General features: G+C 70.5%; 20 protein-coding genes. 4 read left to right on the top strand and 16 right to left on the bottom strand.

What is annotated here, in order from left to right; all coding sequences use genetic code 11:
- Positions 1 to 40: 40 nt before the first annotated feature.
- On the bottom strand, positions 41 to 856 hold the full coding sequence (locus NE857_RS03715; RefSeq protein WP_254419802.1) for an SDR family oxidoreductase: 816 nt from the start codon (positions 854 to 856) through the stop codon (positions 41 to 43).
- Between the two features lie 117 nt (positions 857 to 973).
- Positions 974 to 1,165 (bottom strand): hypothetical protein, encoded by a 192-nt coding sequence (locus tag NE857_RS03710; protein WP_254419801.1) that lies wholly within the window; start codon positions 1,163 to 1,165, stop codon positions 974 to 976.
- Positions 1,166 to 1,385: 220 nt separating this feature from the next.
- Here NE857_RS03710 and NE857_RS03705 point away from each other — a divergent pair, with 220 nt between their 5' ends.
- The 4 genes from NE857_RS03705 to NE857_RS03690 all read left to right on the top strand — a co-directional run bounded on the left by NE857_RS03705 (position 1,386) and on the right by NE857_RS03690 (position 5,719).
- The gene (locus NE857_RS03705) at positions 1,386 to 2,561 is read left to right on the top strand and encodes a sensor histidine kinase (protein WP_254419800.1); all 1,176 of its coding nucleotides are present in this window, start codon (positions 1,386 to 1,388) and stop codon (positions 2,559 to 2,561) included.
- Positions 2,558 to 3,265, top strand: a complete 708-nt coding sequence (locus NE857_RS03700; RefSeq protein ID WP_254419799.1) for a response regulator transcription factor — start codon at positions 2,558 to 2,560, stop codon at positions 3,263 to 3,265. Before NE857_RS03705 ends, NE857_RS03700 begins: the two co-directional genes overlap by 4 nt.
- 88 nt (positions 3,266 to 3,353) lie before the next feature.
- On the top strand, positions 3,354 to 4,802 hold the full coding sequence (gad, locus tag NE857_RS03695) for a glutamate decarboxylase (protein ID WP_254419798.1): 1,449 nt from the start codon (positions 3,354 to 3,356) through the stop codon (positions 4,800 to 4,802).
- Positions 4,799 to 5,719 (top strand): glutaminase, encoded by a 921-nt coding sequence (locus NE857_RS03690; protein WP_254419797.1) that lies wholly within the window; start codon positions 4,799 to 4,801, stop codon positions 5,717 to 5,719. The genes gad and NE857_RS03690 overlap by 4 nt, the downstream gene beginning before the upstream one ends.
- Before the next feature lie 57 nt (positions 5,720 to 5,776).
- On the opposite strand, the gene NE857_RS03685 is transcribed toward NE857_RS03690, so the two are convergent.
- The 14 genes from NE857_RS03685 to NE857_RS03620 form a co-directional block, all read right to left on the bottom strand.
- Positions 5,777 to 7,537 carry a serine/threonine-protein kinase gene (locus tag NE857_RS03685; RefSeq protein WP_254419796.1) on the bottom strand — a complete coding sequence of 587 codons (1,761 nt, stop codon included), beginning with the start codon at positions 7,535 to 7,537 and terminating at the stop codon, positions 5,777 to 5,779.
- A 309-nt stretch (positions 7,538 to 7,846) separates the two neighbouring features.
- The gene (locus tag NE857_RS03680) at positions 7,847 to 8,944 is read right to left on the bottom strand and encodes a cytochrome P450 family protein (RefSeq protein ID WP_254419795.1); all 1,098 of its coding nucleotides are present in this window, start codon (positions 8,942 to 8,944) and stop codon (positions 7,847 to 7,849) included.
- Positions 8,941 to 10,227, bottom strand: coding sequence for a cytochrome P450 family protein (locus NE857_RS03675; protein WP_425572154.1), 1,287 nt, complete (start codon positions 10,225 to 10,227; stop codon positions 8,941 to 8,943). Before NE857_RS03675 ends, NE857_RS03680 begins: the two co-directional genes overlap by 4 nt.
- A 267-nt stretch (positions 10,228 to 10,494) precedes the next feature.
- Positions 10,495 to 12,783, bottom strand: a complete 2,289-nt coding sequence (locus NE857_RS03670) for a heavy metal translocating P-type ATPase (RefSeq protein ID WP_254419794.1) — start codon at positions 12,781 to 12,783, stop codon at positions 10,495 to 10,497.
- 17 nt (positions 12,784 to 12,800) lie between these two features.
- Complete coding sequence (locus NE857_RS03665; protein WP_254419793.1) at positions 12,801 to 13,004, bottom strand: hypothetical protein; 204 nt, start codon at positions 13,002 to 13,004, stop codon at positions 12,801 to 12,803.
- 1 nt (position 13,005) lies between these two features.
- On the bottom strand, positions 13,006 to 13,215 hold the full coding sequence (locus NE857_RS03660; protein ID WP_254419792.1) for a heavy-metal-associated domain-containing protein: 210 nt from the start codon (positions 13,213 to 13,215) through the stop codon (positions 13,006 to 13,008).
- Positions 13,216 to 13,596: 381 nt separating this feature from the next.
- On the bottom strand, positions 13,597 to 14,196 hold the full coding sequence (locus NE857_RS03655) for a GNAT family N-acetyltransferase (RefSeq protein WP_254419791.1): 600 nt from the start codon (positions 14,194 to 14,196) through the stop codon (positions 13,597 to 13,599).
- Between the two features lie 275 nt (positions 14,197 to 14,471).
- Positions 14,472 to 15,971: an alanine/glycine:cation symporter family protein gene (locus tag NE857_RS03650; protein WP_254419790.1), complete on the bottom strand. Its 1,500-nt coding sequence runs from the start codon at positions 15,969 to 15,971 to the stop codon at positions 14,472 to 14,474.
- Positions 15,972 to 16,099: 128 nt separating this feature from the next.
- Positions 16,100 to 16,387: a GNAT family N-acetyltransferase gene (locus tag NE857_RS03645; RefSeq protein ID WP_254419789.1), complete on the bottom strand. Its 288-nt coding sequence runs from the start codon at positions 16,385 to 16,387 to the stop codon at positions 16,100 to 16,102.
- 162 nt (positions 16,388 to 16,549) lie between these two features.
- Complete coding sequence (locus NE857_RS03640) at positions 16,550 to 17,488, bottom strand: DUF5996 family protein (RefSeq protein WP_254419788.1); 939 nt, start codon at positions 17,486 to 17,488, stop codon at positions 16,550 to 16,552.
- A 53-nt stretch (positions 17,489 to 17,541) separates the two neighbouring features.
- Positions 17,542 to 18,303 (bottom strand): respiratory nitrate reductase subunit gamma, encoded by a 762-nt coding sequence (gene narI / locus NE857_RS03635; protein ID WP_254419787.1) that lies wholly within the window; start codon positions 18,301 to 18,303, stop codon positions 17,542 to 17,544.
- Positions 18,300 to 19,109, bottom strand: coding sequence for a nitrate reductase molybdenum cofactor assembly chaperone (gene narJ / locus NE857_RS03630; protein WP_254419786.1), 810 nt, complete (start codon positions 19,107 to 19,109; stop codon positions 18,300 to 18,302). The genes narI and narJ overlap by 4 nt, the downstream gene beginning before the upstream one ends.
- 10 nt (positions 19,110 to 19,119) lie before the next feature.
- Complete coding sequence (gene narH, locus NE857_RS03625) at positions 19,120 to 20,838, bottom strand: nitrate reductase subunit beta (protein WP_301184301.1); 1,719 nt, start codon at positions 20,836 to 20,838, stop codon at positions 19,120 to 19,122.
- Positions 20,839 to 20,918: 80 nt separating this feature from the next.
- Positions 20,919 to 24,617: a nitrate reductase subunit alpha gene (locus NE857_RS03620; RefSeq protein ID WP_254419784.1), complete on the bottom strand. Its 3,699-nt coding sequence runs from the start codon at positions 24,615 to 24,617 to the stop codon at positions 20,919 to 20,921.
- Positions 24,618 to 24,768 lie beyond the last annotated feature (151 nt).

Below are 24,768 nucleotides of genomic sequence, written 5' to 3'. Positions count from 1 at the left end.
GGAGGCGGGCGTTCGGCGTGCCGTCCCTGTTCCGGCCCGGCTACTTCACCGCTTCGCGGACGAACTTGGCCATGGGCACGGGATCGCGGCCCAGGGCCCGGCGGACGTCCTCGGTGACGATCGCGGCCTGGCCGTTGGCGATGGCCCGGAACCGTTCGTTGAGGGTGTCCACGTACCGGTCCGACCAGCCCATGTCGGTGGCCCGGAAGTAGAACCCGGCCTCGTCGACCTTCTTGAACCGCCACACCGGGCTCTCCGTGCCCTTGGTCATCCGGACCACCTCGCGGAAGGTGACCGGCGCGGGGCCGGTGAGCGTGTACTCGCGGCCGTGGTGCGCCTCGTCGGTGAGCGCGGCCACGACGGTGTGGGTGACGTCGCGGGCGTCCACGAAGCTGACCGAGGCGCGCTTGGGCAGAGGAAGCTCCAGCCGTCCGTTGCGCGAGCGCGCCAGTCGGGCGAAGAGGCCTTCGGTGAAGTCCTGGTCCAGCCAGTTGGGGCGGACCACCGTCCAGTGGTCGAACAGGTCGCGGACCCGGCGCTCCAGGACGCGCTGTTCGGAGTCGGGCGGCCCGCTCTCGGTGCCCATCGCGGTGGTCAGCACCGCCGTGCGCACCTTCGCCTCGGCGGCCCGTTCCAGGAAGGCCCCGACCCGGTCGGAGAGACCGCTGGCCATGGGGACCGTCACGAACAGGCTCTCCACGTCCTTCAGCGCCGGTTCCCAGCTGGTGGTGTCGGTCCAGTCCAGTCGCACCTCACCGTCCCTGGAGGCACCGGCGGCGGGCAGGCCACGTCTGCGCAGTTCGGTCAGGACACGTCGGCCCACCTGTCCGGTGGCGCCAGTGACCAGTGTGCTCATCGGGTGATCCCCCAGGTTCACGCGCGGGTGCTCCGCCTGCTGACGCTACCTACTCCCGTGCGCGGAACGAGCGCGAAACGGCGTACCGGGCCGCTTCGGGGCCGGGGTTCAGTAGCGCTACCGGGAGGAAGCCAGCGATTCCACCGCGATGACGAGCACGATCCCGCAGGCACCCAGGCCCAGGTTTACCAACAGGGCGCTCTCCTGGAGCACGGCGACGTTCTGGACCACCAGGCGGTTGAAGGCGTTGAGCACGATACCGAGGATCGGCTGGGTCCAGAGGTGGTCGATCGCACCGCTGACCCCCATGAGGGCCGGGAGGGCTCCCAGGCCCTGGAGGAACTGACGCGACCCGTCGAACCCAGGCAGCGCCGCTCCCCTTCCGCATCGGCCGACGGCCTCTCCTTTCCTGACCCAGGTCTACCGCCACCACCTGCGGGTTCGACCAAAGTAGGGAATCGCGCGTCCTTGGTACCGCTCCCCGGCCGGAGACTCCTCCCGCGGAGTGTGCGCTCTTAGACTCTCAGCGATGAACGACACGACCCCGTCCCGCCAGGCCTACCGGCGCAGTGCGCGCGACTGGGTCGTGGACTCGCTGATGTTCCTGATCGCCCTGGGTTTCGGGCTGCTCGGCGCGGTGACGGTCCCCGGAGAACCACCGCCCCCGCCCAAACCCGAGCTGTTCACCGTGGCCGACCAACTGGTCGCTCTGGGCGGCTGCCTGGCCCTGTGGTGGCGCCGCCGCTGGCCCGTGCGGATCGCGGTGGTGCTGGTGCTGCTCTCCGCGGTCTTCCCGCTGGTGGGCGGGGCTATGCTCGCCGCCCTGTTCTCGCTGTGCGTGCACCGTCCGCCCAAGGTGGGGCTCGCGGTACTGGCACTGGGTGTCCTGGCCTCCTACGTCAACCTTCTGCTCCACCCCGCCGAGCACGGCGCGCCCTTCCTGGTGATGTTCCTGCTGAGCACGGTCCTGCTGGGCGCGGTCGCCGGGTGGGGGATCTCCGTCCAGCACCGCCGCCAGCTGTACGCGTCGCTGCGGGAGCGGGCCGTGCACGCCGAGGCCGAGGCCCAACTGCGCGCCGAGCACGCCCAGCACCGGGTGCGCGAGTCCATCGCCCGCGAGATCCACGACGTGCTCGGCCACCGGCTGTCCCTGCTCAGCGTGCACGCGGGCGCCCTGGAGTACCGCCCGGACGCCTCACCCGAGGAGGTCGGCCGGTCCGCGAAGGTGATCCGGGAGAGCGCCCACCAGGCGCTCCAGGACCTGCGCGAGGTGATCGGGGTGCTGCGCGCCCCCGTGGGCGAACTTCCGCAGCCGACCATGGCCGACCTCGCGCAGCTGGTCGAGGAGGCCGGTGACGCGGGCGCGGGGGTGGAGTTCGTCCAGGAGTACACGGGCACCGTCCCGGAGCGGACCGGCCGCACGGCCTACCGGATCGTCCAGGAGGCACTGACCAACGCCCGCAAGCACGCGCCCGGGGCCCGCACGTCGGTGCGCGTCTCCGGCTCCCCGGGCCGGGGGCTGAACGTGGACGTGCTCAACGGGCCCGCCACCCGTGCCGCGGAGTCCCCCAACGGCGGACCCGGGAACGGCCAGGGCCTGGTCGGGCTCACCGAACGTGTCTCCCTCGCCTCCGGCCGCCTGGAGTACGGCCGGACCGCCGATGGTGGCTGGAGTCTGTCGGCGTGGCTACCGTGGCCCTCATGAGCGAAGCGGAGCGGGACACCGGGCAGGGCGCGGGGCGGCGGATCGGCGTGCTGATCGTCGACGACGACGCCCTGGTTCGGGTCGGCCTGGTGATGATGATGGGCGGCGCACCGGACGTGCGCGTGCTGGCCGAGGCCGAGGACGGCGGCGCGGTCCTGGACCTGGTCGAGCGGCACTCGCCCGACGTCGTCCTGATGGACATCCGGATGCCCACGGTGGACGGGCTGACCGCCACCGAGAGGCTGCGCGCCCTGCCCGACCCGCCGGAGGTGCTGGTGCTCACCACCTTCGACGCCGACGAACACGTGCTGCGCGCCCTGCGGGCGGGGGCGGCCGGGTTCCTGCTCAAGGACACCCCGCCCGAGGAGATCGTGGAGTCGGTCCGGCGGGTGGCGCGGGGCTTCCCCGTCCTGTCCCCCGCCGTGACCCGGCGGCTGATGGACCGGGTCGCCCACGCCGACCACAGTGAGCGCGCGGGCCGGGCCCGCGACCGGCTGTCCGTGCTGAACGCCCGGGAGACCGAGGTGGCGGTGGCGGTCGGCCAGGGCCGCTCCAACGCGGACATCGCCGCGCGGCTGTTCCTGAGCGTGCCGACCGTCAAGACCCACGTGTCCAGCATCCTCACCAAGCTGGACCTCAACAACCGGGTGCAGGTCGCCCTGCTGGTACACGACGCGAACCTCCTGGACGAGGCTCAGGGCTGACCCGGCCGGTCGTCCCGGACACGCCGGACCCCCGCTGGCCTTCCCGGTTCCGACCGCCCACAGCTCGCATACTTGGCGTGACCGGACCATGACGACGAGCGCGGGGGCTTCGATGGGCAGGCACGAGAGCGGGAACGACGCCGACGTCTACACCGGACAGCTGATGCGCCACGGCGCCCCCAAGGCCGGTTTCCCGGACCGGGGCACCGAGGCGCGCCTGGCCTACCAGCTGGTCCACGACGAGCTCATGCTCGACGGCGTCGCCCGGATGAACCTCGCCACCTTCTGCACCACCTGGGCCGAGCCCGAGGTGCACAAGCTGATGGACGAGTCACTCGACAAGAACATGATCGACAAGGACGAGTACCCGCAGACCGCGGAGCTGGAGCGGCGCTGCGTGCGCATGCTCGCCGACCTGTGGCACGCACCCGACCCGGCCGGGACCGCGGGCACCTCCACCACCGGGTCCAGCGAGGCCGCCATGCTCGGCGGGCTGGCCGCCAAGTTCGCCTGGCGCGAGCGGCGCCGCGCCGAGGGCAGGCCGGCTGACCGGCCCAACTTCGTCTGCGGGCCCGTCCAGGTGTGCTGGGAGAAGTTCGCCCGTTACTTCGACGTCGAGATCCGGCAGGTCCCGCTGAGCGGTGACACGTATTTCCTGACCCCGGACGACATCGAGCGCCACTGCGACGAGAACACCGTCATGGTGGTCTGCAACTTCGGCCAGACCTTCACCGGGCTGTTCGAGGACGTCAAGGGGATCTCGGATGCCCTCGACCGCTTCCAGGAGCGCACCGGCCACGACATCCGGATCCACGTGGACGCGGCCAACGGCGCCTTCGTCGCCCCGTTCGTCAACCCCGACCTGGTATGGGACTTCCGGCTGCCGCGGGTGCGCTCGATCAACGCCTCCGGCCACAAGAGCGGACTCGCGCCGCTGGGCGCGGGCTGGGCGGTCTGGCGCACCGAGGAGGACCTGCCCGAGGACCTGGTCTTCCGGGTCGACTACCTGGGCGGGAACGAGGCGACCTTCAACCTGAACTTCTCCCGGCCCGGCGGTCAGGTCGTCGCCCAGTACTACGGCTTCGTACGGCTGGGCCGCGAGGGCTACCGGCGCGTGCACTCGGCCCTGTACGAGACCGCACAGCACCTGGCCGAACGCATCAGCGCGATGGGGCCGTTCGAGGTCATCCACGGCGGCGACCCGGACCGGGGCATCAGCGCCGTGGCCTGGCGGATGACCGGCGACGAACCCTTCACTCCCTACGACCTCGCCGACCGGCTGCGCACCCGGGGCTGGCTCGTGCCCGCCTACCCCCTGTCCGCCGACCGCCAGGACGAGGTCGTCCAGCGTGTGCTGGTGCGGCACGGGTTCAGCCGCGACATGGCCGACCTGCTCCTGGACGACCTGGTCCGCAGCATCGAGCACCTGCGCAGGCACCCGCCCGCGACCTCGCTCGACCAGGACGAGGCCGGGGGCTTCAACCACGGCGCCCGCTCAGCGCCCGCACCCTCCCTCGGCGGGGGCGGCCGGGGATGAGCGACGACTACTACCAGGACGTCCTGGCCCAGGTCGCCGAGCACACCCGGCCGCACATCGGGGCCGGTACCGTCGCCGACTACATCCCGCAGCTGGGCGGGGTGGACCCGAACCAGTTCGGGTTCGCGGTGGCCGCCGTCGACGGCCGCGTGTACTCGGTGGGCGACGCGACCACCCGGTTCTCGATGCAGAGCATCACCAAGGTGTTCACCCTGGCGCTGGTGATGAGCCGCAGGAACCACAACGTGTGGACACGGGTCCACCGCGAGCCCTCGGGCAGCGCGTTCAACTCGCTGTACCAGCTGGAGTTCGAGAACGGCATCGCCCGCAACCCGTTCATCAACCCGGGCGCGATCGTGGTCACCGACCAGCTGCTCAGCAACACCGGCGACGCGTTCGGCGCGCTGCGGGACCTGCTGCGCACGGAGAGCGGCAACCCGGAGCTGGACGCGGACCCGGTGACCGCCGCCTCCGAGCGGGACACGGGGGACCGCAACCGGTCCCTGGCCTACCTGATGGCCAGCTTCGGCAACATGCGCAACCCGGTGCCGGAGGTCCTCGACCACTACTTCCGGCAGTGCTCGATCACCGTCAGCTGCGAGGAGCTGGCCCTGGCCGGGCTCCTGCTGGCCCGGCACGGGCGGCGGGCCGACGGCTCCGACCTGCTCAGCCGCGGTGAGGCCCGCCGCATCATGGCGCTGATGCTCACCTGCGGCACCTACGACTCGGCGGGCGAGTTCGCGTTCCGGATCGGCCTGCCGTGCAAGAGCGGGGTCGGCGGCGGGATGCTCGCGATCGTGCCCGGCCACTACTCACTGGCGGCGTGGGGCCCGGGCCTGGGCCCCAAGGGCAACTCGGTGTCGGCGGCGGTGGCTCTGGAGGCCTTCACCGACATCACCAGCTGCTCGGTGTTCTGAGGGACGCCAGGAGGCCCGGGGCGTCCCGCCGCCCGGACCCGCACGTGACCCCTGAACCTAGTCGGCGGGTTCGAAGGACTCCGCCATGCGGTCGAGGAGGTCGTGGTTGTAGTCCTGGTCCTCACCGCTGACCAGGAACAGCGCGTACCCGATGTTCTCGGTGTGGAAGCCGCGGTTGATGGCGTGCATCTCGCCGCTCCGGCCACTGAAAGTGAACTCCCAGTCAGCGGCGCTGACGTAGTCGTCGGCCCAGTCCGCGTCCACGTCCTCGATGCCGATCAGCGAGTAACCGGAGAAGTTCTGGCGGCCGGTCGGCTCGAAGTCGCGCCAGTCGTCACCGGCGTCGTCGTTCGGGTTGGAGGTCTGGTCCACCAGCAGGTAGCCGCCATCCGGGTTGCGGAAGTAGACCATGTGCCTCTGGCGGTCGATCTCCCAGCCCTCGGGCACGTCCACGGCGAAACCGCTGGAGTCCTCGTGGCGGACGAGGAAGTCCCACCGGTCGTCCTCGTCGTCCTCCGCTTCCTCCTCCGGGTCCTCCTCTTCGGAGCCGTCCTCGCCGCCCCCGGCTCCGGCCTCGGCCTCACCGCCCTCCGCCGGTTCCTCCTCTTCGGTACCGCCGGCGGCGGGCTGCTCCTCGCTGGACCCGGCCAGCCCGGCGTCCGGGTCGCCCGGACGGTTCATGCTGACGAACAGCGTGGTCGCGGCAGCGGCGACCAGCAGGACGAACACGGCCGCGACGACCATGAGCGTGCGCTTGCGGGAGGCCGCCGCTTCCCCACGGGTGTGCCGGGGGACGTCGGCGGGCGGCGGGGCGGCCCCGGCCGCGGACCGGGCGGCGACCGGGGCCGACGCGGCGGCGCTCACCGCGCGGTCCACCGTGCCCTGGTCGGTGACCTTGTTCCAGTCCGGTTCGGCCGCCGGGTCGGCGGGCTCCAGCGCGGGTTCGGTCGGGGCGAGGGCGGGTGCGACCGTGGTGGTGGCCGCCCCGCCCGAGTCCCGGATCTCCCGCAGCAGGGTGCGCACCTCGAGCACGCTCGGGCGGTCCTCGGGGCGCTTCTCGGTGAGGGCTTCCAGGACCGGGCGGAGCGCGCCCGCGTTGGGGGTCTCCGGCAGCTCCTGGGTGACGATGGCGGTCAGCGTGGCCATCGGGGTGGGCCGGTCGAAGGGCAGTCCACCCTCCACCGCCTGGTAGAGGGTGATGCCGAGCGCCCACATGTCGGAGGCGGACGTGGCCGAGTGTCCGTGCGCGATCTCCGGCGCCAGGTAGCTCGGCGAGCCAATCAGCAGCCCGGTGCTGGTCAGGTGGGTGGACCCGTCCAGGTGGGCGATACCGAAGTCGGTGAGGACCGCCCGGTCGTTCCCCGCGATGAGCACGTTGCCCGGCTTGATGTCGCGGTGCACGATGCCCCGGTCGTGCGCCTCGGCCAGACCGGCGGCCATCTGCTCACCGATGTTGGCCGCGCGGCGGACGTCCAGGACACCGTCGTCCTTGATGACGTCGCCGAGGGAGGGTCCGCGCACCAGCTCCATCACGATCCACGGGCGCCCGTCCTCCTCGGCCACGTCGAACACCGTGATGATGGCCGGGTGGCTGAGCTGGGCGGCGCTGCGGGCCTCGCGGATCATGCGGGTGCGCAGGACCTCGACCTCGTGCGGCGGCAGGTTCGGCGGCGTGGTGAGTTCCTTGACCGCGACCGTCCGGCCCAGCAGGGTGTCCGTGCCCCGCCAGACCCGGCCCATACCGCCCGCGCCGATGATCTCGTCCAGGCGGTACCGGTTGACCAGGATGCGGCCGGGGTCGGCTTCCGAACTGTTCATGTGTGCGCGCAATCCTCTTCGGGGAAGGGGGCCTTCCGTAGCAGGAGGGCAGGCCAGTGGAGGGGGAACGGTACAGGGGCCAGTACAGGGGGTGGGGGTGGGGGCAGGGTCGAAGGGCAGGAGTCGTGGGGGACCCTGCTGAGTCTAAGAGCCCGGGCCCGCTCTTCGGTGCTCCCCCGAAGGTGCCAACAGTGTTCCCAGGAGTCGACAGACCCGCCCAAAACCCTCCTGAAAAGCGAAGATCCCGTCCCGGGCCACCGAAGCGACCCGTGACGGGATCCGCAGATCCGGGCGTGTCCCGAAGCGTGCTCAGCGCAGGCGGACCGGGAGGGCCTCGACGCCGTTGGAGATGATCGACGGTGCCGGGACCAGCTCCTCGTCGGCCACCGCCACCTCCAGCTTGGGGAAGCGCTCGAACAGGCGCGGCAGGACCTCGTTCATCTCCATGCGGGCCAGGCTCGCCCCCAGGCAGTAGTGCCGCCCGTGGGAGAAGGCCAGGTGCGAGCTGTCCTCGCGGGTGATGTCGAACTCCTCGGCGGTGGGACCGTAGTGCGCCTCGTCCCGGCTGGCGGAGCCGTAGCCCAGCAGGAGCGGCTCACCCTTGGGGATGGGAACTCCCGCCAGCTCCATGTCCTCGGTCGTGTAGCGCATGGGCACGTACTGGCCGGGCGGGTCCCAGCGCAGCACCTCCTCGATGGCCTTGGACCACTCCACCTTGCCCTCCATGACCAGCTCCAGCTGGTCGCGGTGGTGGGTGAGCGCGCGCACGGCGTTGGAGATGAGGTTCATCGTGGTCTCGTAACCGGCGCTGATGAACAGCACCAGGTTCCAGATGAGCTCGTCCTCGGTGAGCTTGTCCTCCTCGTCACGGGCGGCGATGAGGGCGGTGGTGAGGTCGTCGCCGGGCTCGGCGCGCTTGGCCGCCACCAGCTCGGTGAGCACGCCCCACAGCTCGAAGAAGGTCGCCATCGCCTGCTCGGGCGTGATGCTCTGGTCGAAGAAGACGCCGACCGGGCCGTGCAGCTTGGGCCGGGTCTGCTCGTCCACCCCGAACAGGTCGCTGATCACGGTGAGCGGCAGCGGTTGGGAGACGATGGCACGCAGGTCCACGACCCCGTCCTCGCTGGCCTCGGCCGCCCGCTCCAGGTCGTCCAGGAGCGACTCGACGATGGCGACGACGCTCCCGCGCAGCAGCTCGACGCGGCGCGGGGTGAACGCCTTGGAGACCAGACGGCGCAGCCTGCTGTGGTCCTCGCCGTCCCTGGAGAGCATGTTCTCGTTGATGATCCAGGAGATCAGCGGCCAGTCCGCCGGGATCTCACCGTTGTTGAAGGCCGTCCAGTACTTCTTGTTCTTCTGGATGCGCGGGTCGGCCAGGGCCTGGGTGACGGCCTCGTGGGTGGTCACGACCCACGCATCAACCTCACCAGGAAGTTCGACAGGGACGACAGGGGCGACTTTCCTGAGGTGGGTGCTCTGTGCGCGGAGGTTTCCGGGTGCGAGTCGGACGCGGTCCAAGGGGTTCCTTCCACCGGGGTGGGGGTCAAAGGGCTCTGTGGGGAGAACTGCACGGGAAGGGTCACGGGGATCCAGGACAGGGCGGACAGGTGCCAGCGGAGGTCCTGTGGCGGCACCGCCACCCGGAGCCCGGGAAGGCGTTCGAGGAGGGTACGCAGCGCGACGATGGTCATCGTGGTGGCCTCCTCGCGCGCCGGGCACCGGTGCGGACCGGCACCCCAGGCCACGTGGGCCCGGTTGCGCGACTCCGCCAGCTGCTCCGCGTTCTCCTCCAGGAAGAAGCGGTTGGACGCGGCGAAGCCGAGCAGGATGGGCGAACCCGCCTCGATGGTGCGGCCGCCGCCCAGCGGCACGTCCACGCGGGGGTAGAGGACGGGGTAGTTGGTGATCGGCGGGTCCTGCCACAGGACCCGGTCGACGATGTCGGCGAGCGCCGTCGGGGAGGGTGCCCGGCCCTCCGCGACGTTCGGGTCGGCCAGTACCTCCCGCACGCCCGCGTTGATGAGGTTGGCGGTCGGCTCGTTGGCGGCGGCGACCACCAGCAGGAGCTGCATGATCACCTCCTCGTCCGACAGCGCGGCGCGGTGCTGGATCAGCCGGGTGGTGACGTCGTCGCCGGGCTCGCGGTGCTTGGCGGTGACCACCTCGGACAGGGCCCGCTCGGCCTCGGCGTTGGACTTCTCCGCGTCGACGCCGAGCCACAGGTTGCGCATGGCCTCGACGAAGCGCACCCCCTGGTCGCGGTCGAAGCCGAACAGCTCGTTGATGACGAGCAGCGGGAGCATGCGGGCGTACTCGTTGAGGACGTCGGCCTGGCCCCGCTCGCAGAACTCGTCAATGAGACCGTTCGCGTAGCGCTCGGTGACCTCGGTGAGCCGGTCGGAGCCGACCGCACCGAGGCTGTCGGTGATCGCCCTGCGGTAGCGCTGGTGCTCGGCGCCGTCGACGAAGAGCGCGTTGGCCCGGGGCGCCATCATGGGCAGGACGGCGGCGTCGGCGTCGATACGGCCCTCCCGGAAGTCCTTCCACAGGCGCGCGTCGTGCCCGAACGTGGTGGTGTCCCGCGACCAGGAGATGAGGGTGGTGTAGTCGGTGACCAGCCAGCCGTTCACCCCGGGCTCGAGCTCCACCGGGATCACCGGGCCGTGTTCGGCGCGCATCCGCGCGTACACGTCATAGGGATCCGCTTGGGGTTCGTCGTGGTGCAGCTTGGCGCGGGGGCATCCAGATGTCACGAGGGCCTCGGGGGTTCGGGGTACGGGCTGCGGGGTCGTCCTCATGGCTGTTCCCGGCGCGCGGGCACCGGTGGGGTACGGGTACGGGCACGAAACACGGACGGACCGCATGATTCGACACGAAACCCCACGGGGGTGGGGTTCCGCGCAAACCCTAGCGGTCCGTCCGCACCAAAGGCGAGACCTAGATCACTCTGCGTGGCGTCATGTGATGATCTGGCCGGTTCCGGTCAGCGGCCGGAACCGGCGCAGCCGCTGGCTGTTGCTCACCACGAAGACGCTCGACAGGGCCATCGCCGCACCGGCCAGCATGGGGTTGAGCAGGCCCATCGCGGCCAGCGGCAGGGCCGCGGTGTTGTAGGCGAAGGCCCAGAACAGGTTGCCCTTGATGGTGCCGAGCGTGCGCCGGGACAGCCGGACCGCGTCGGCGGCCGCCCGCAGGTCGCCACGGACCAGGGTCAGGTCGCTGGCCTCGATGGCCACGTCGGTGCCGGTGCCCATGGACAGCCCCAGGTCGGCCTGGGCGAGCGCCGCGGCGTCGTTGACCCCGTCGCCGACCATCGCCACCGTGCGGCCCTCGGACTGCAGCCGGGTGACCACGTCGACCTTCTCCTTGGGCAGGACCTCGGCGATGACCTCCTCGATGCCCACCTCCGCGGCGACCGCACGGGCCACCGCCTCGTTGTCACCGGTCAGCAGGATCGGGGTCAGCCCCAGGTCTCGGAACTGGCGCACCGCCTCGGCGCTGGTCGGCTTGACCGTGTCGGCCACCACGAGCACCCCGCGGGCCCGGCCGTCCCAGCCCACCGCGACGGCGGTGGAACCCTCGGACGCGGCCGACTCCATGGCCCGGACCAGTTCCTCGGGGAGTTCCTGCGACCACTCCGCCAGCAGCGCGGCCCGGCCCACCAGAACGGCGTGGCCCTCCACGACGCCCTGGACGCCCCGGCCCTCGATGTTGGCGAAGTCCTCCGGTACCGGCAGGTCACCGACCCGTACCGCGGCCCCCGTGGCGACGGCACGGGCGATGGGGTGCTCGGAGGCGTTCTCCAGGGCACCCGCCAGCCGCAGGACCTGTTCGGTGTCCTCGCCCTCGGCGGCGGTGACACCGGTCAGCGCCATCCTGCCGGTGGTGACGGTGCCGGTCTTGTCAAGCACGACGGTGTCCACGCGCCGGGTGCTCTCCAGCACCTCGGGGCCCTTGATCAGGATGCCGAGCTGGGCACCGCGCCCGGTGCCCACCATCAGGGCCATCGGGGTGGCCAGGCCCAGGGCGCAGGGGCAGGCGATGATCAGCACGGCCACGGCGGCGGTGAAGGCCGCCCCGACCGGGTCGCCGGTGCCGAGCCAGAAGCCCAGGGCGCCGACCGCGATCATGATGGCGACCGGGACGAACACCCCGGAGACCCGGTCGGCCAGCCGCTGCACGGCGGCCTTGCCGTTCTGCGCGTCCTCGACCAGGCGCGCCATCTGCGCGAGCTGGGTGTCCGAACCCACCCGGGAGGCGCGCACGACGAGACGGCCGCCCGCGTTGACGGTGGCACCGACCACGGCGGATCCGGTCGCGACCTCGACCGGCACGGACTCGCCGGTGAGCATGCTCATGTCGACGGCGGAGGTGCCCTCCTCGACGGTGCCGTCGGTGGCGATCTTCTCCCCCGGGCGGACCACGAAGCGGTCGCCGACCGTCAGCAGGTCCACCGGGACCAGCTCCTCACGGGCGGCGGGCCCTTCGCCCCGCAGCACGGTGACCTCCTTGGCGCCCATCTCCAGCAGCGCGCGCAGGGCGGCCCCGGCGCGGCGCTTGGAGCGCGCCTCGAAGAACTTGCCGAGCAGGATGAAGGAGGTGACGCCCGCCGCGACCTCCAGGTAGATGTTGGCCGAGCCGTCGGTGCGGGCGATGGTGAACTCGAAGGGGTGGGTCATGCCCGGGGTCCCGGCGGTGCCGAGGAAGAGGGCGTAGAGGGACCACAGGAAGGCCGAGGTGACACCCAGGGAGACGAGGGTGTCCATGGTGGCGGTGCCGAGCTTGAGGTTCTTCCACGCGGCGACGTGGAAGGGCAGCGCGCCCCAGACCACGACCGGCGCGGCCAGGGCGAGGGAGGCCCACTGCCAGTAGGTGAACTGCAGGGCCGGGACCATCGCCATCGCGATGACCGGCGCGGACAGCAGCATGGAGACCAGCGCGCGGTTCCACAGCGCCTGGGTGGGGTCGGCAGGGTCGGCCGCCCCGGGGTCGGCCTCCGGCTCGGCGCGGGGCACCGTGGCGGTGTAGCCCGCCTTCTCCACCTGGGCGACCAGGTCCTCGACCGGGGCCGCCGGGCCGTCGAAGGTGACCCGGGCCTTCTCGGTCGCGAAGTTGACGGTGGCGGTGACCCCGTCCATCTTGTTGAGGCGTTTCTCCACCCGGTTGGCACAGGCCGCGCAGGTCATCCCGCCGATGGCCAGTTCCACCGGCTCCACCGCGGCGGACGCCGTCTTGCTGCTACTCATATGCCGCTCCAGGGTGGCTAGTGCTGGTCGCCGTCGGCGCCGTCGTGGTCATCGGCATCGTCGTGGTCCTGTTCGTCCGGTCCCGGAGGCTCAACACTCTCCGTGTGCCCCTCGGGCCTCTCCGGCAGAACGGGGCCGACCAGGTTGCCGACCCCGAACGCCGCGACGAACACGACCACGAGACCCACGGCGTAGAGCGCGAGTTTCGTGGTCACCCCCATGTCAGCTCGCCACCTCGTACCCGGCCTCGTCGATCGCCGCGCGCACGGCCGAGTCGTCGATCTGGCCCTCACCGGTGACGGTGACCTTCTTGTTCTCCAGGTCGACCTTCACGTCGGTGACACCGTTGACCCCGCTGACCTCCTCGGTGACCGAGTTGACGCAGTGCCCGCAGCTCATGCCCTCGACGGTGTAGACGGCGGTGCTGGCCATTCCTGCCTCCTGGTGCGTACTTCCGCGCTGACTCGCGGACTTGTCTCCAACGGGACTCAATATACCCCCCTGGGGTATCTATCTGTCAAACCGCCGCGACGCTCCGCCCCGGAACGCGCTCGCCACGCTACCCCAGGGGGGTACCAAGGGGGAGCAAAACCCCCGCCAGAACAGGACAGCACCGCCCGCCACAGTGATCCGGACACGACAACAGGGGCCCACGCGCCGCGACGCGGGACCCCTTGGATCATCGGACACCCCGGGCCCGCCACCACGGCGATACACCACGGGAACTGGGGAAAGACCGGAGGGATATACCCTCCCCCCGTTTGGGGACCGCTCCCACCGGAGGGACGGGGAGCGGCGGAAAACCAACGGGGGTTACTCGGTCTTGAGCTCCAACCGGGCCACCACCCGCTCACTCAGGTGGTGCCCCTCCAGCGTGAACCCGGCCCTGCGGAACATCTCCACCGTCCCGGTGTAGACCTCGGCGCTGGGCGCACGGCCGCCCGCCGTGTCCACGGGGTAGGCCTCCAGGACCCGGGCCCCGCCCGCACGCGCGTACTCGATCGCACCGTCCAACAGGCGACTGCCCACCCCGCGCCTACGCCTGCGCGGCGGCAGCCAGAAGCACACCAGGGACCACACCCCGGGCTCGTTGGGATCGGCCGGCCGCAGCGTCCGCGAGCGGGACAGGCGGATGAAGTCCTCCCGCGGTGCCACGGACACCCACCCGCAGGGGCCGTCCTCGTCATAGGCGAGCAGTCCCGGCACGCGCCCGTCCAGGGTCAGTCGACGCAGCTCCTCCTTGTTGTCCAGACCGCGCGTGGAACGATCGCACGAGATACTCGCCGTGTGGTCCTTGGCGCGTCTGCGGAAGAACGTGCACCAGCAGTGCCCGTACGCTCCGGTCGGTCCGAACAGGTTCTCCAGGTCATACCACCGCTCGGCGGTGGCGGGCTCGATTGAGACGATGGACATCGGACTCCCTCGCGAGGCACAACTCTGGCCGCCACAACTGTGATGCAGCACACTAGCGATGATCCGCGGTGACCGAAAGAACACAGATGCCTGAAAACTCCTACTGTTAGGGATTTGTGTGCTTTTTCGGGTGAACCAAACGCCGTCGGAGCCGTCGTGGCACCCGGATGGGACGGTCCGGGCACCCGGACAGCAGCGCGGGGCGCGCCCGGACCGGACGCGCCCCACACCCTGCACCTGTTACTTCATCTTCTTGCTTCCTCGGAGGACCTCGGTCAGGAGGAGACCTGGCCCTTCTCCTTCGACTCGGCCTCGTCCCGGGGCTCCCAGCACTCCACCCCGCGCAGGTCCGGCATCCGGTCCCGGGTGAACACCGGGTCGATGCCCTGGCGCCGCTGCTCGTTGTAGTCCTTGAGCAGGCGGAAGGCGAGTACCGCGAGTGGTGTGATCGCCACCAGGTTGACCAGGGCCATCAGCCCCATGGTGGTGTCCGCGAGAGTCCAGACCAGGTCGATCGAGCCCAGGGCGCCGAGGAAGGTCGCCGTCAGGAACAGGATCTTGTACACGAACATGGCGTTCGCGCTCCCGGTCAGGTACTCCAGGTTGGACTCGCCGTAGTAGTAGTTGCCGAGCACCGACGTGAACGCGACCAGGACGATGATCAGAGTCATCAGGTGCAGCGCCCACGGGCCCATGACGGCGGTCATCGCGTGCTGCGTCAGGTCGGGCTCACGGGTGCCGTCCAGCGTGCCCTGGTAGCCGAGCAGGATGACGAACGCGGTGATCGAGCAGATGACCAGGGTGTCGAAGTAGACGCCCAGGGTCTGCACGAGGCCCTGCTTGACCGGGTGGCTGACCGAGGCGCTGGCCGCGGCGACCGGGGCCGATCCCAGGCCCGCCTCGTTCGAGAACATGCCCCGGCGCACACCCTGGATGATCACCATCGCCAGACCGGCGGCGGCGAACTCACGGATGCCGAACGCGTGCTGGATGATCAGCGCGAACATGCCCGGGATCTGGTCGTAGTTCACGACCATGACGAACAGGCCCAGCAGGACGTAGACCAGCGCGAAGGACGGGATGAGGGCCTGGGCGGTGTTGGCGATCCGCCGGACGCCGCCGAAGATCACCAATGCCGTGACCAGGACCAGGACCAGGCCGACCACGACCGGGAGCACCCAGTCCGGGGTCGCGGCGACCTGTCCGACCGAGTTCCCGAGCGCACCGACGATGGTGTTGCTCTGCACGGCGTTGAAGACCATCGCGAAGGTCGCGAGGATGGTGATCGAGAACAGGACACCGGCCCAGCGGGCACCCAGCCCCCGTTCCATGTAGTAGGACGGGCCGCCTCGGTATCCCGTCTTGTCCCGCACCTTGTAGAGCTGGGCGAGGGTCGACTCTGTGAAGCTGGCCGCGCCGACGACCAGAGCCATCGCCCACATCCAGAAGACCGCGCCGGGTCCGCCGAGAGAGATCGCCACGGCGACACCGATGATGTTTCCCGTACCGACGCGTGCGGCCGCGGAGATCATGAAGGCCTGGATGGAGGAGACCGCCCGCTTCCCGTCGGGGGCGATCTCCGGCTTGCTCCCCAGCACCCGGAACATCTCGGGGATCATCCGGAACTGGACGCCGCCCGAGCCGATGGTGAAGTACAGGCTGACCAGTACCAGCAGGGGGATGAGGATCCAGGCCCAGAAGATCTCATCGTTGAAGAAGCCGATGGCTTCGGTGACGCGTACATCGAGGGTAGGGGCTGCGTCAGCGAGTAACACGGTGTGGGGCTCCTTTGCTCCATGAAAAAGACAACCGCCAACCCATGCCCACATAGTGGGACAAAACACTTTTCAGTCGCACAAAGTGGCCGGATGGTGATGTTCCCGTTAGGCCTCCGCCACCGGGCTCAGCCCGCGTGGACCAGGTCCGCGTAGTCTGGATTGCGCTCCAGGAAGGCCTGGGCGAACGGACAGATCGGCACGACCTTCAGCCCGCGCTCCCGGATCTGGTCCAGGGACTGGCGCATGAGCTCACTGGCCACGCCCCTGCCCTCGAAGGAGGACTCCACCTCCACGTGCGGAAGAGCCAGAACCCCCTCGGCGATCAGGTGGTAGGCGGAGAAACCGACCACCGTCCCGTCCGCACTCACCTCGTACCGCGACCGCTCCGGAACATCGACGACGGACAACTCCATTGCCACTCCCCCGCTTCGTGCGTGTCACACGCACGTGGTGTGCGCGTGGTGGGCCCCACAGGATGTCATGTTCCCGCTCAGGCCCCCCGTGCACACCCGGCTTCGCACAGCCCCGGGTCCACCCGCCCCGGAACGCGTGGGGCCGACGCGGAGCGTCCCCCGTCAGCGGCCCGACTGGTGGGGGTCGGTGACCCCGCCCGGACAGGCCAGGGCGTCGATGTCCCAGCCGAGCTCACCCGCCCCGGCCCGGTAGGCGCTCTCGAAGAACGCCAGGACCGCCGCCCGCGGATCCCGCTGCTCGCGCGCGTCGGCGTACCGCAGCAGCGCCAGGTGTCCGTGGCCGCTGGGCACCCACTCCGCGGCCGCCGGACTGAGCGACTGCTCCGTGAGCCTCTCCGGTTCCGGCGCGGCGTAGGCGTAGAAGCAGGGTTCGGGGATGGTGTCGTCACCGAACCAGAACCCGAAGCTGACCGCCTCGCGCGAGTAGGCCTCGCGCACCAGACCGCCCGCCGCCTCCGGCTGGTCGACCGGGTGCGACGAGAAGCGGGTGAGGGCGAGGTCGAACGTGTGCCAGAAGTGGTGCACCGGGCTGGTCTTGCCGGAGAACCCGGCCGCGAACTCCTCCAGCACCAGGTTCACCTGACTCAGCACCTGCCAGTACCTGGTGGCGTGCTCGGGCACGTAGGTGGCGTGCTCCCGGTCGTCCGCGAAAGGGCGGTCGGCGTCCGGCAGGTCGAAGGGGTTGGCCACAGGAATGCTGCCGTCCACCCCCAGACTGTCCAGCGCCGACTGGAACTGGAGGTAGAACGAGGAGACGTTGTGCCCCTGGAGCGGGAAGCACACCGTGTGCCCCTCCAGGTTGGACGCGACCAGCTGGTGCCGGACGAAGTCGAAGTCCACCGTGAAGACCGGGTTGCCGTCCACCAACCCCATCGGACGGGAGGTGATCCCGCTGCCGGTCAGGTGGAAGGGCACGTTCCACCAGTGGTTGCGGCGCGGGCTGTGGGCCAGCCGGACCTTGCCGACGATCTGCTCGAAGCGGTGGACGGTCTGTTTGGTGTCGTACCACTCGTCGAGCGGAAACGCTGGGAACAACTCCATGGCGACGGTTCTCCTTGTGGGCTCTCGCGGCGGTCGGGGCCGAACCAGCAGGGTCACCAGCCCCGGCGCGCGGCCCGCTGCGACTGCCCTGCGGCGGCCGGGTGCGGGTCACGCGTGCGGTAGACGACGTAGGGGCGGAACAGGTAGCCGATCGGTGCGCTGAAGGCGTGCACGAGCCGGGTGAACGGCAGTAGGGCGAACAGCGCCAGGCCCACGAGCGCGTGCAGTTTGTAGGGAGCCTCCGCCGCGGCCATCGCGGTGATGTCGGGCTGCAGGATCCAGATGGACCGGAACCACGGCGACACCGTCTGCCGGTAGTCACCGGTGTGCCCGCCCGCGAGCTCCACACCCGCGAAGTAGACGGTCATTCCCAGACCGGTCACGATCGCCAGCACCAGGACCAGGTACATCAGCTTGTCGTTGCGGGTGGTGGCGCTGAACACCGGACCGGTGGTGCGCCTGCGCCAGATCAGCAGGGCGATCCCGGTCAGCGTGCACGCCCCCGCAACGATCCCCATCGACAGCGCCGACACGTGGTAGAGCGTGTCGGAGACCCCCAGCGCCCGTGTCCAGGTGTCGGGGATCAGCAGGCCCACCACGTGACCGACGATCACCACCAGCAGACCGAAGTGGAAGAGCGGGCTGCCGATCCGCAGCAGCCGGGACTCGTACAGCTCCGAGGAGCGGGTGGTCCAGCCGAACCGGTCGTAGCGGTAGCGCCACACCAGCCCGCCCACCACGAGCACCAGGACCACGTAGGGCAGTACGCCCCACAGCAGAAGGTCCACGGGCCCGTAGCCTCCCGTCCCGGTCAACGCGGCCTCCCGGTGATGTCGGTCAGCGGCAGCGGGACCCGCGGCCGCGCGCCGTAGGGTTCCATGCCCACGTCCTCCGCGGGCGGCCCCTCCTGGGCCAGGCGGCGCACCCGCTCCTCGTCCGCGCGGCGGGGCGCCGGCAGGGTGTGCCGGACCGCGTCGACGACCCGCGCGTAGGGCGTACCGTGTTCCCCCAGGGAGCGGGACAGCAGGTCCAGCCCCGGACGGAAGTTCACCAGCAGCTCCTGCCCGGCCTCGGCGTCGCCCCGGGCGGCGAACTCCAGCATGACCGCCAGGTGGTCGGGCAGCTCACGGGCGGACACCCGCCACCCGGCCTCGGCGTAGACCCGTTTGACCTCGGCCAGCGCGTGGCCGCGGCGACGGGTGTCGCCGTCGGTGTAGTAGGTCATGTGCAGCTCCCGGCGGCGGCGCAGGTCGAACACCTCCACGTAGTGCTCGGCCAGGGCCAGCTCGGGCGTGGTGGAGGCGTGCTCGCAGAACTCCAGCAGGTCGGTTCGGGCCTGGCTCCTGGGCAGTTCCGCGGCGGCGCGCGCGGCCAGCGGCAGCCTCTCGAAGAAGACCTCGTCCGGGTAGCCGAGCAGGACCGAGGACGCCTGGTGGATCACCGCCCTGGTGTGGGCCCGGCGCGCGGCCCGGCCCGCGCCGAGCCATCCGGCGCCGCTCCGGGTGTCCGGGTTCCTGGCGTCCGGGTTGCGGTCGTCCTGGCTCGGGATCGCCGGGTGCCCGGCGGCCGGTTCGCGAGCGCCCTCGTTCGGGCCGTCTCCGATGCCGTTGGTGGTGCTCATGTTCGACCCCCTAGCGCGGTCCGGGGGCATCGCCCCGGTCTCCGCCGTTGTCGGTACCGCCACCCCGTCGGGGTGGGAAGAGTCCTCTGGGACGTCCGTTACCGTCCCAGTTCAGAAGGTTGACGCGGCCCCGGGTGAATGTCTTTCCATGCGCCGCGCCGTCACCGCCCGCGCCCTCACTTGTCTGGCGGTCGCGAAGGGCGTGGAAGGTCTCCACGGAGGCCGCGTCCGGGCGCCCGGAGGCCTCGCCGAAGGGGACGTCGCCCATCCCGCCCATGCCGGGTCCACCGTCGAAGTCGAGACCGCACCCGACCTCCTCGATGACCCCCTTGTCGGCCTCGTCCACCCCGAAGGCGGTGGGCACGACGTAGCGTTCGTCGTACTTGGCCAGGGCCAACAGCCGGTACATGTCCTCGATCTCGGTGCCGGTCATCCCGACCGCTTCGGCGATGGACTCGTCCCGGTCCTGCCCGAGGTTGATGCGGCGCATGTAGGAGCGCATGGCGGCCAACCGCCGCAGCACCAGGTCCACCGGTGCGGTGTCCCCGGCCGTGAACAGCTCGGCCAGGTACTCGATCGGGATGCGCAGGGCGTCGATGGCGCCGAAGAGGTTGCCCGCCTCCTCACCGTCGTGGCCGGTCCGGGTGAGCGTGTCCACCACCGGCGACAGCGGGGGGACGTACCAGACCATCGGCATCGTGCGGTACTCCGGGTGCAGCGGCAGGGCCACCCGGAAGCGCTTGGCCAGGGCGTAGACGGGTGAGCGCTCGGCCGAGTCCACCCAGCGGTCGGGGATGCCGTCGCGGCGGGCGGCAGCCCGCACGGAGGGGTCCGAGGGGTCGAGGAAGACGTCCAGCTGGGCCCCGTAGAGGTCCTGCTCGTCCTCGACCGACGCCGCCTCACCGACCCGGTCGGCGTCGTAGAGAATGACCCCGAGGTAGCGCAGGCGCCCCACACAGGTCTCGGAACAGATGGTGGGCATGCCCACCTCCACGCGCGGGTAGCAGAAGGTGCACTTCTCAGCCTTGCCCGTCTTGTGGTTGAAGTAGATCTTCTTGTACGGGCAGCCCGTGACGCACATGCGCCAGCCCCGGCAGCGGTCCTGGTCCACGAGCACGATGCCGTCCTCGACCCGCTTGTAGAGCGCCCCGCTCGGGCAGGCCGCCACACAGGTCGGGTTGAGGCAGTGCTCGCAGATGCGCGGCAGGTAGAACATGAAGGTCTCCTCGAAGGAGAGCTTCACCTTGTCGCCGAGTCTGCGCACGATCGGGTCCTGCGCGGCGAGCTCGGGGCCGCCGCCCAGGTCGTCGTCCCAGTTGGCGCTCCACTTCACCCGCATCGGCTTGCCCGTGAGCACCGAACGCGGACTGGCCACGGGGAAGTCGTCGCCCAGGGGCGCGTTGGTCAGGGTGTCGTAGTCGTAGGTCCAGGGTTCGTAGTAGTCCTGGATGGAGGGCATCACCGGGTTCGCGAAGATCGTCGCCAGCCGTCTGATCCGGCCGCCCGCGCGCGGAACCAGCTTGCCGTTCGGTTGGCGGACCCAGCCGCCCTTCCACTTCTCCTGGTCCTGGTAGGTGCGCGGGTACCCCTGGCCGGGCCGTGTCTCGACGTTGTTGAACCACGCGTACTCGACTCCGCCGCGGTTGGTCCACGCCTGCTTGCAAGTGACCGAGCAGGTGTGGCAGCCGATGCACTTGTCAAGGTTCATCACCATGGCGACCTGCGCCATGACCCGGCCGACCGGCCGGCCCCCCGAGCCCGTGCCCTCCTTTGAGCGCCTCCCCTTCCCGGGCTGGTTCGGCTCCGTCATCAGTACCGGACCTCCGTCGTCCGCTTGCGCACGACCGTGACCTCGTCGCGCTGGTTGCCGGTCGGGCCGAGGTAGTTGAAGGCGTACGTGAACTGCGCGTAGCCGCCGATGAGGTGCGTCGGCTTGACCATCAGGCGGGTGAGGGAGTTGTGGATACCGCCCCGGCGGCCGGTGGTCTCGGTCTTGGGCACGTCGATGGTGCGTTCCTGGGCGTGGTGCATGTACACCGTCCCGGTCGGCATCCGGTGCGAGACCACCAGGCGGGCCGCCACGACGCCGTTGCGGTTGACCGCCTCCACCCAGTCGTTGTCGGCCGCCCCGATCGCCTCGGCGTCGGCCACGCTCATCCAGATCGTGGGGCCGCCCCGGGACAGGGTCTGCATGAGCAGGTTGTCCTGGTACTCGGAGTGGATGGACCACTTGGAGTGCGGGGTCAGGTAGCGCACGACCACCTCGCGCTGCCCGGTCGGGCCGATCCGAGGCTCACCGAACAGGCGGCTCATGTCCAGCGGCGGCCGGTACACCGGCAGGGCCTCACCGAACTCGTGCATCCAGTCGTGGTCCACGTAGAAGTGCTGGCGGCCGGTGAGCGTGTGCCAGGGCTTGTCGTGCTCGGTGTTGATGGTGAAGGGCGAGTAGCGGCGGTCCGCGGCCTCCTTGCCGGACCACTCCGGGCTGGTGCCCACCGGGGTCGGCCCGCGCTTGGCGTCGTCGAAGACCACCCGGCGCTCGGCCGAGTGGTTGATGAGCTCGTCCATGTCGGTGCCGGTCCGCGCGGCCAGGCGCTCGAAACCCTGCGCGGCCAGGCGACCGTTGCTGGTTCCCGACAGCGCGAGGATCATCTCGCAGGCCTTGACGTCGGTGTCCAGGGACGGCCGGCCGTCCGCGACCCCGCCGCGCACGGTGCCGTTGCGCTGGCGCAGCCACTCGATCTCCTCGTCCGGCGTGAAGGACACGCCCTTGACCGGGAGCCCCCTGTCCTCGGCGAGCGGGCCGAGCGCGGCCAGCTTCTGGGCCACCGCCGAGTAGTTGCGGCGAACAGCGACGATGCCCGGCATGGTCTTCGCCGGGACCGGGCGCTCGCCCTCCGCCTTCCAGTCCGGCGGCACCCCGTGCGGCTGGGCGAGCTCCCCGGCCGTGTCGTGCTGGTGCGGTACCGCGACCAGGTCGGTGACCTCGCCGAGGTGGTCGGCGGCCAGCTCGCTGAACACCTTCGCCAGAGCGTGGAAGGTGTCGAAGTCGGTGCGGGTCTCCCACGGCGGGTCGATGGCCGGGTTGAAGGCGTGCACGAACGGGTGCATGTCCGTGGTGGACAGGTCGTGCTTCTCGTACCAGGTGGCGGCGGGCAGCACGATGTCGGACAGCAGGGTGGAGCTGGTCATCCGGAAGTCCATGGTGAGCAGCAGGTCGAGCTTGCCCTCCGGAATCCCCTCCCGCCAGGTCACGTCCTCGGGCCGGTCGTCCGGGCCGGCGGGCTCCGACTGCAGGTTGGAGTGGGTGCCCAGCAGGTGCTTGAGGAAGTACTCGTTGCCCTTGGCGGAGGAGCCGAACAGGTTGGAGCGCCACAGGGTGAGGGTCCGGGGCCAGTTGGCCGGGTCGTCCGGGTCCTCGGCGGCGAAGCGGAGCGTGCCCTCGTGCAACTGGTCGGCGACGTACTCTGCGGGGTCCCGGCCGAGTTCGGCGGCCTCCTTGCCGAGCTGGACCGGGTTGCGGTTGAAGGTCGGGAAGGACGGCATCCAGCCCATCCGGGCCGAGGCCGCCACGAGGTCGGCGGTGTGCTGCCCCCGTACCTTCCCGGGGCCGAGCGGTGACATCAGGGCGTCGGCCCGGTAGGTGTCGTAGCGCCACTGGTCGGTGTGCGTGTACCAGTAGGCGGTCCCGGCCATGAAGCGCGGCGGGCGCGCCCAGTCCATCCCCGAGGCGTAGGCGGCCCAGCCGGTGGCCGTGCGGCACTTCTCCTGGCCCACGTAGTGCGCCCAGCCGCCGCCGTTGACGCCCTGGCAGCCGGTGAGCAGCAGCAGGGCCAGGAAGGAGCGGTAGGCGTTCTCGCCGTGGAACCACTGGTTGGTCCCCGCTCCCAGGACGATCATCGCCCGGCCCCCGCTGGCCTCGGCGGTGTCGGCGAACTCCCGGGCGACGCGCACCGCGCGGTCGGCCGGGACGGAGGTCAGCGTCTCCTGCCAGGCCGGGGTGTAGGCGGCGCCGGAGTCGTCGTAACCGGCGGGCCACACCCCGGGCAGGCCGGGGCGGGACACCCCGTACTGGGCCAGGACGAGGTCGAACACGGTGGTGACCAGGCGCCCGCCGACCCTGCGGACCGGGACGCCGCGGCTGTCGACCTCGGCGGCGCCGCTGGGGGTGTCGAAGCGGGGCAGCGCGACCTCCGCGGCCTCCGCGCCCTCGGCGTAGAAGGTGAGTTGGGGGACGCGGCCCTCCAGGTCGAGGTTCCACTTCCCCTCGCCCTCTTCACCCCAGCGGTGGCCGATGGTGCCGTTCGGGGCGACGGGGGCGTCCTCCCCCTCCGGCCAGAACACGGGTTTCCACTGCGCGTTCTCAACACCAGGATTCGCACTGTCGGTGTTGTCCGGCAGGTCCGAGGCCATGAGGAACTTGCCGGGCACCAGGCGGCCGTCACGCTCCTCCAGGGCCACCAGGAAGGGGAGGTCGGTGTAGGAGCGCACGTACTCGGCGAAGCGGGGGGTGAGGCTGTCGACGAAGCGTTCCCTGAGGATCACGTGTCCCATGGCCATCGCCAGGGCACCGTCCGTACCCGGGTGCGGGGCCAGCCACTCGTCGGCGAACTTGGCGGCGTCGTTGTAGTCCGGGGCGACCACCACGACCTTCTGCCCCCGGTACCGGGCCTCGGCCATCCAGTGGGCGTCCGGGGTACGGGTCACCGGGACGTTGGAGCCCCACAGCACCAGGTAGGCGGCGTCCCACCAGTCACCGGACTCGGGGACGTCGGTCTGGTCGCCGAACACCTGCGGGGAGGCCACCGGCAGGTCCGCGTACCAGTCGTAGAACGACAGCATCGAGCCGCCGAGCAGGTTCACGAACCGGGCGCCCACGCCGTGGGAGACCATCGACATCGCGGGGATCGGTGAGAACCCGGCGATCCGGTCGGGCCCGTACCTCTTGATCGTCAGCACGTGCGCGGCGGCCGCGATCTCCAGGGCCTCCTCCCAGGTGGTGCGGACCAGTCCGCCCTTGCCCCGCGCCCGCTGGTAGCGGCGGCGCTTGGCGGGGTCGGTGGTGATCTCCTCCCACGCCAGGACCGGATCGCCCAGCCGTTCGCGCGCCTCCCGGTACATCTGGACCAGGACACCGCGCGCGTACGGATATCTCACCCGGGTCGGTGAATAGGTGTACCAGGAGAAAGCGGCGCCGCGCGGACAACCGCGCGGTTCGTACTCGGGGCGGTCCGGACCCACCGATGGATAATCGGTGGCCTGAGTTTCCCAGGTGATGATTCCGTCTTTGACATAAACATCCCAGGAGCAGGATCCGGTGCAGTTTACGCCGTGCGTGGAACGGACCACCCGGTCATGGCTCCAGCGGTCCCGGTAGAACACGTCGCCCTCGCGACCACCGTGTCTGACCTGTGCACGGCCCCCGTCGAGGGGGTCCGAACGGGTCAGGTAACTTCCCAAACGGAGGAGGCTTTCGCCCGCTCCCCCGCTTTTACTCCGCGCCACCATCAGGAAAACACCCCGTTTACCCGCCCCTTGCCCGCGACGCTGGAAAGCGCGTCCGGCCCCGGCCACATTCCGTTAATAAATATGCCTGCCCCGGCACGGATGTCACGTTTCCCACACCGCATAGGGCGACAATCGCGGCAGACCGACAGAG

It is taken from the genome of Nocardiopsis exhalans (assembly GCF_024134545.1).
GTDB classification, from domain to species: domain Bacteria; phylum Actinomycetota; class Actinomycetes; order Streptosporangiales; family Streptosporangiaceae; genus Nocardiopsis; species Nocardiopsis exhalans.
This window is presented reverse-complemented; position numbering and strand designations above follow the sequence as displayed.

Coding starts and splice junctions, on each gene's coding strand:
- NE857_RS03665 (WP_254419793.1), bottom strand. CDS start 13,004: ATGGGGGTGACCACGAAACTCGCGCTCTACGCCGTGGGTCTCGTGGTC.
- narJ (WP_254419786.1), bottom strand. CDS start 19,109: ATGAGCACCACCAACGGCATCGGAGACGGCCCGAACGAGGGCGCTCGC.
- NE857_RS03655 (WP_254419791.1), bottom strand. CDS start 14,196: ATGTCCATCGTCTCAATCGAGCCCGCCACCGCCGAGCGGTGGTATGAC.
- NE857_RS03685 (WP_254419796.1), bottom strand. CDS start 7,537: ATGAACAGTTCGGAAGCCGACCCCGGCCGCATCCTGGTCAACCGGTAC.
- NE857_RS03640 (WP_254419788.1), bottom strand. CDS start 17,488: ATGGAGTTGTTCCCAGCGTTTCCGCTCGACGAGTGGTACGACACCAAA.
- NE857_RS03715 (WP_254419802.1), bottom strand. CDS start 856: ATGAGCACACTGGTCACTGGCGCCACCGGACAGGTGGGCCGACGTGTC.
- narH (WP_301184301.1), bottom strand. CDS start 20,838: ATGGCGCAGGTCGCCATGGTGATGAACCTTGACAAGTGCATCGGCTGC.
- NE857_RS03645 (WP_254419789.1), bottom strand. CDS start 16,387: ATGGAGTTGTCCGTCGTCGATGTTCCGGAGCGGTCGCGGTACGAGGTG.
- NE857_RS03620 (WP_254419784.1), bottom strand. CDS start 24,617: ATGGTGGCGCGGAGTAAAAGCGGGGGAGCGGGCGAAAGCCTCCTCCGT.
- gad (WP_254419798.1), top strand. CDS start 3,354: ATGACGACGAGCGCGGGGGCTTCGATGGGCAGGCACGAGAGCGGGAAC.
- NE857_RS03690 (WP_254419797.1), top strand. CDS start 4,799: ATGAGCGACGACTACTACCAGGACGTCCTGGCCCAGGTCGCCGAGCAC.
- NE857_RS03710 (WP_254419801.1), bottom strand. CDS start 1,165: ATGGGGGTCAGCGGTGCGATCGACCACCTCTGGACCCAGCCGATCCTC.
- NE857_RS03700 (WP_254419799.1), top strand. CDS start 2,558: ATGAGCGAAGCGGAGCGGGACACCGGGCAGGGCGCGGGGCGGCGGATC.
- NE857_RS03660 (WP_254419792.1), bottom strand. CDS start 13,215: ATGGCCAGCACCGCCGTCTACACCGTCGAGGGCATGAGCTGCGGGCAC.
- NE857_RS03670 (WP_254419794.1), bottom strand. CDS start 12,783: ATGAGTAGCAGCAAGACGGCGTCCGCCGCGGTGGAGCCGGTGGAACTG.
- NE857_RS03705 (WP_254419800.1), top strand. CDS start 1,386: ATGAACGACACGACCCCGTCCCGCCAGGCCTACCGGCGCAGTGCGCGC.